The sequence below is a fragment of the [Clostridium] citroniae WAL-17108 genome (genome assembly GCF_000233455.1).
Lineage (GTDB): Bacteria > Bacillota > Clostridia > Lachnospirales > Lachnospiraceae > Enterocloster > Enterocloster citroniae.
This window is the reverse complement of sequence record NZ_JH376426.1, coordinates 1-5,056: the sequence shown is the minus strand read 5'-3', so window position 1 is coordinate 5,056 and position 5,056 is coordinate 1. Positions and strand designations below refer to the sequence as shown.

General features: G+C 48.6%; 6 protein-coding genes. All 6 read left to right on the top strand.

Going from position 1 to position 5,056, the window contains the following annotated elements; translation table 11 throughout:
* Positions 1-392: 392 nt before the first annotated feature.
* The 6 genes from HMPREF9469_RS20400 to HMPREF9469_RS20375 all read left to right on the top strand — a co-directional run bounded on the left by HMPREF9469_RS20400 (position 393) and on the right by HMPREF9469_RS20375 (position 5,034).
* On the top strand, positions 393-917 hold the full coding sequence (locus HMPREF9469_RS20400; protein WP_007866129.1) for a hypothetical protein: 525 nt from the start codon (positions 393-395) through the stop codon (positions 915-917).
* The gene (locus tag HMPREF9469_RS20395; RefSeq protein ID WP_007866127.1) at positions 898-1,632 is read left to right on the top strand and encodes a CpsB/CapC family capsule biosynthesis tyrosine phosphatase; all 735 of its coding nucleotides are present in this window, start codon (positions 898-900) and stop codon (positions 1,630-1,632) included. The genes HMPREF9469_RS20400 and HMPREF9469_RS20395 overlap by 20 nt, the downstream gene beginning before the upstream one ends.
* Before the next feature lie 27 nt (positions 1,633-1,659).
* Positions 1,660-2,448: a YveK family protein gene (locus HMPREF9469_RS20390; protein WP_007866124.1), complete on the top strand. Its 789-nt coding sequence runs from the start codon at positions 1,660-1,662 to the stop codon at positions 2,446-2,448.
* Positions 2,449-2,451: 3 nt separating this feature from the next.
* The gene (locus HMPREF9469_RS20385) at positions 2,452-3,195 is read left to right on the top strand and encodes a CpsD/CapB family tyrosine-protein kinase (protein ID WP_007866119.1); all 744 of its coding nucleotides are present in this window, start codon (positions 2,452-2,454) and stop codon (positions 3,193-3,195) included.
* A 66-nt stretch (positions 3,196-3,261) separates the two neighbouring features.
* Positions 3,262-4,314 carry an LCP family protein gene (locus tag HMPREF9469_RS20380; protein WP_007866116.1) on the top strand — a complete coding sequence of 351 codons (1,053 nt, stop codon included), beginning with the start codon at positions 3,262-3,264 and terminating at the stop codon, positions 4,312-4,314.
* 90 nt (positions 4,315-4,404) lie between these two features.
* Positions 4,405-5,034 carry a hypothetical protein gene (locus HMPREF9469_RS20375; RefSeq protein WP_007866113.1) on the top strand — a complete coding sequence of 210 codons (630 nt, stop codon included), beginning with the start codon at positions 4,405-4,407 and terminating at the stop codon, positions 5,032-5,034.
* The last annotated feature ends 22 nt before the right edge of the window (positions 5,035-5,056 follow it).

The following is a 5,056-nucleotide window of genomic DNA, read 5'->3' as shown; positions in this document are numbered from 1 at the left end:
CCACAGAATAATCATTCTGCGGTCAGGCAACTTATTTAAACACCACAGAATAATCATTCTGTGGTGATGAGTCTGCATATCAAATAATGAGAACCTGCATTGTATGTATTTTATAACAAAATGTGGGGGGAGTCAATATACATAAAGCTGTTTTTTCTCCAATACAATGAGGCCGGGAAGGATAAAATCATGAACCGGCCTTTTCGTCATGGGTATTTTTTCTTTTGAAGTTCCACTCAAAAGTCACAATACCCATTTTTATTTGATTTTCATTTAAACATTGTCATCAAAATACCGCAGAATGATTATTCCGTGGTGGATAAAAATAAGGGGACATGTTAAACAGTGGCTTTCATATGTTGGATGATATTACACATGGAAAGGATGGTCATATGGACACTGGAGTACAGGATGGTTTGATTATTGCGGAGGACGATATCCTGAGAGATGGAGGACAGTATCCGGAATATACCGCCACCATGTTTATCGTGATTGAAAATTATTATAACGGAATCGCAAAAGGTTATTTACAGACATTTTATTACGAAGAACCTTTTTACTTTTTTGGGCTTGATAATATGCTGATTCAGCTTGAGAACGTTATGGACATGGCCGGTGTTCCGCGCAAATGCAATGAATACCGATATCTAAGCAAGAATCCGCCTGCGCGGAAACGGGCAAAGGGGACTGAAAAAAGGAACAGTCCTGTACCTCTCCAGCATGTAAGGTTTAACCCTAACAACATATGTTCCGCCAAGAACATTTTCTCCATCAGGGTGTATTCCAGACGGAACGCAAGCATTCAGGGAACCCTGAAGAATTCCAAAGGGCAGATGAATTTCAGAAGCGGTATGGATGTGATCCGTGGGATCCACGGGTGGATGGAAGAGGTAGTGAATGAGGGAGATGAATTCTGATAAGGGATGGGTGGACATACATACCCATATACTGCCGGGGGTTGATGACGGGGCTGGGGACTGGGAGGAAACCATAACCCTGCTGAAGATGGCATATGAGCAGGGGACACGCCATCTGATAGCTACCCCTCATTTTTCGCGCAGACAGGAAGTTGGCCGTTTAAAAGAACTGTGCAGGCGCCTGGAGAGGGAAGCCGGCAGCATTTCCAGTGATTACCATGTAAGCCTGGGGCAGGAGATCATGTATTTTGAGAGTATCCTGGAATACCTGGGCGAGGGAAAGGCCCTGACACTGGCAGGGAGCAGGTATGTGCTGGTGGAGTTTGCACCCGGGGACAGCTTTGGCAGGATAAGCAGGGCAGTCCGTCAATTAGTGCAGGCATCCTATTTTCCGGTAATCGCGCACGTGGAACGTTATCCGTGCCTTGCCCGGGATGAGTTGTTGAAAGAACTGATCGATTATGGTGCATATCTGCAGGTGAATTTTAAAAGCCTTACCGGTGTGTGGATGGACAAAAGACTCCGGTGGTGCAGACGGAATCTGAAAAAAGGGTATATTCATTTCCTGGCAACAGACATGCACAATATAGCGGTCCGTCCCCCTGGAATGCAGGAAGGGATATTGTGGCTGAAACGGAATGCGGGCGAGGAGAAAGCAATCCGGATCCTGCGGGAAAATCCCGAATTTATACTGGCAGACCGGATGCTGCTGTAAGAAAAAAGTGTGGAAAAGGTAACAGTGATGGAAAACAAACTATACGAAGACAGAGATGAAAATGAAATAGAGATTGATGTAATGGAACTGCTGTATGTGTTCAAGAAAAAGGCATGGATCATCATACTGGCCGCAATTGCGGGATGTATGGCGGCGGGCCTTTACAGCGTGATGATATTAAACCCGGTCTATACATCAACATCTATGGTGTACGTTCTGTCTAAGGAGACAACATTGACTTCGCTGGCAGATCTGCAGATCGGCAGCCAGCTGACAAAGGATTACAGTGTCATGATAACCAGCAGGCCGGTACTGGAACAGGTGATCGAAAAGCAGGGCCTGGATCTGACCTATGACCAGCTGAAAGAAAAGATTACGATCACCAACCCCACGGATACCCGTATCCTCAATATGACGGTATCGGATGAAGACCCTGTAAGGGCCAGGGCAATCGTGGACGAGGTGGCCAGGGCCTCATCTGATTACATAGGCGATATTATGGAAATGATACCACCCAAGATCATAGAAGGCGGGGTAGTCCCGGACAAGCCGGCTTCCCCCAATGTGACAAGGAACGCTGCGCTGGGAGGCATGGCGCTTGCCGTGATATCCTGCGCAATCATAACCCTTCAGGTCATTATGAATGACACCATACGGTCTGAGGATGATGTGTCTAAGTATCTGGGAATCAGTGTCCTGGCCGCCATACCTGATAACGGTGAGGCGGAAAAAGAGCAGCCTATAAAGTTCCGGGGCAGAAAAGAGAGCCGGAAAAAACAGAAACCAGGACAGAAGAAAAAAGGCAGGGAGGATTAAGGAATGGGACAGACATTAAGCCTTAAAAATACAGGCAGGAAAGATTACCATTACGAGGAAGCGGTCAAGACGCTCCGCACCAATATCCAGTTCTGCGGAAATAACCTGAAGACCATTATGTTTACAAGTTCATTGCCCAGTGAAGGAAAGAGTGATACGACCTTTGCGGTTGCAGCCTCCTTTGGGAGTATAGGCAAAAAGGTACTGCTGATCGATGGGGACATCCGCAAGTCTGTGATCGTAAAAAGGCATGAGATCCAGGGAAACCCCTGCGGGCTGTCCCAGTATTTAAGCGGACAGAAAACAGCGGAGGAGATCTGTTATGGCACAGATGTGGAGAATCTGGATATTATCCTTGCAGGCCCCTATTCGCCCAACCCATCGGAACTCTTAGAGGATCCCCTGTTTAAGGAACTGCTGGACCGTGCCAGGTTAAAGTATGACTACATTATCATAGATACGCCGCCCATGGCAAACCTTATAGACGGAGCCATTATAGCCAGCCTGTGTGATGGGGCCGTGATCGTTATTAACAGCGGGACCATCAGCTACCATCTGGTGCAGAAAGTAAAAAGCCAGCTGGAAAAAAGCGGGTGCCGTATCCTGGGGGCTGTGCTGAACCGGGTGGGGACGGATTACGATAATGGATACTATAAAAAATATTATGGAAAATATTATGGAAGATACTATGGAAAAACTTACGGCGGAGGGGGCGAGAAATACCAGATCCTGGATGAGGCCAGGTGAAATGAGGCCAGGTGAAATGAGGCCGGACCAGATGAAGCCGGGCAGGATTCGGAATGAGGATATGGAATGAAACGGATCAGAATAAAACGGAATCAGACCCGCAGCTGGTGGAAGCAGGTATTTACAGCAGCCGGCGTGGTCCTCCTCGCTTTCTTTGTTTACCATACCTGCCAGTTATATCTGGACAGGAAGGCATCGGCAGAGCAGGCGGCGCAGTGGCGCCAGGACCAGATCGGATCCACTGCAAAGGGCATGGGGGACAGGATCGAGTATGAGGGAAAGACCTACCGGCGCAATACTTATGTAAAGGCCATCCTGTGTATGGGAATAGACAGGACCGGAAGCCTGGAGGAATCCAGGGTAGCGGGACAGGGGGGACAGGCGGACGGAATCTTTCTCATAGCCCAGGACACTGCAAGGGACAGGGTAAAAATCCTGATGATCCCCAGGGACACCATGACGGAGATCACTCTGACAGACCTAAGCGGCAATGAACTGGGACAGGGGATCCAGCATCTGGCCCTGGCGTATGCCTATGGAGATGGAAGGGAAAAGAGCTGCCAGTACATGGCGGATGCGGTGAGCAGGCTGCTTGACGGGCTTTCCATAGATGGATATATGGCTTTCAGCATGTCGGTCATACCGGTTGTGAATGACGGGGTGGGCGGCGTTGCCGTAACCATAAAGGACAGGGAACTGGAAAAGGCGGATCCTGACTTTATTTATGGAAAGGATCTTACGCTCCGGGGAAAACAGGCTGAAGCCTATATCCGTTACAGGGATACAAAACAGGCTCAAAGCGCAATCGGCCGTACGGAGCGGCAGAAATCCTATATAGAGGGTTTTTTAAAGGCGGCCAGGAAAAAGGCCGGCCGGGATGATGGCTTTGTGCCATGGATCCTGAAAGAAATAGAACCTTACATGATAACAGACATGACAAAGGACAGATATTTGGATATGGCCCTGGCATTTATTGAAAAGGGGCAGGATGTGGGGATAGGCGATATGCTGACACTTCCGGGTAACGCTGTGGAAACGTCAATCTATGATGAGTACTATCCTGACAAGGATCAGATCCGTCCATTGATCCTGGAACTGTTTTACAGACCGGAGGAATAGACGGGTACAAAAAGGGAAAATAAGTATAGCAACAACTACTTATTGATAGAAAGATACAAAATTATGCAATGGAAAGGAAGAGTGAGAACTATGAGAAAAAGAATCACAACAATCGCATTGGTTGCTGCACTGGCTGCATCACAGTCAGTATGCACGTTTGCGGCTAACAGCCCGGGAACAGGCCCGGTGATCAGCGATGGAGGCAGCGATGGAAGCAGTTATGACGCGGGAACCCGCACCAACACAACTGCAAAAACCGGGACTACCACCAACACGGTACAGTTTGGCGGAGGAGTACAGACCAACAGCAGGGGGCAGGCCGTGGTAGGCGATACGGCTCTGGAACTTGTAAAGGACACTGGCAGCGCTGTTGCCGGACTTCCGGAGAGCGTGGTTAACGCCATCAACGGCATCAACAGCGGGCGTCCGCTGAATGAAGCTGTTCCAGGCGTGGACCTGACCGGGTACAGTGCACTGGTTGGAACCCAGGCAATCGTTACAAAGGATGCCTCAACCAATGCTGAGAAGGCAGGGGCAGTGGAAGTTCCTATGTATATCCCCAACCTGGTTGACGGACTGGGAAATGTACAGGTGCTTTTCTACAATAACTTAACCGGAACCTGGACTGTAATACAGCCAACCAGGATCGATACAGCGTCCAAGATGCTCTATTTTAACATTCCAAACTCAGGTACGGTTTCAGTTATTTACAAACGTTAATGCCAATGCTCTGAGCGGCTGG

Coding starts and splice junctions, on each gene's coding strand:
- HMPREF9469_RS20395 (WP_007866127.1), top strand. CDS start 898: ATGAGGGAGATGAATTCTGATAAGGGATGGGTGGACATACATACCCAT.
- HMPREF9469_RS20380 (WP_007866116.1), top strand. CDS start 3,262: ATGAAACGGATCAGAATAAAACGGAATCAGACCCGCAGCTGGTGGAAG.
- HMPREF9469_RS20385 (WP_007866119.1), top strand. CDS start 2,452: ATGGGACAGACATTAAGCCTTAAAAATACAGGCAGGAAAGATTACCAT.
- HMPREF9469_RS20390 (WP_007866124.1), top strand. CDS start 1,660: ATGGAAAACAAACTATACGAAGACAGAGATGAAAATGAAATAGAGATT.
- HMPREF9469_RS20400 (WP_007866129.1), top strand. CDS start 393: ATGGACACTGGAGTACAGGATGGTTTGATTATTGCGGAGGACGATATC.
- HMPREF9469_RS20375 (WP_007866113.1), top strand. CDS start 4,405: ATGAGAAAAAGAATCACAACAATCGCATTGGTTGCTGCACTGGCTGCA.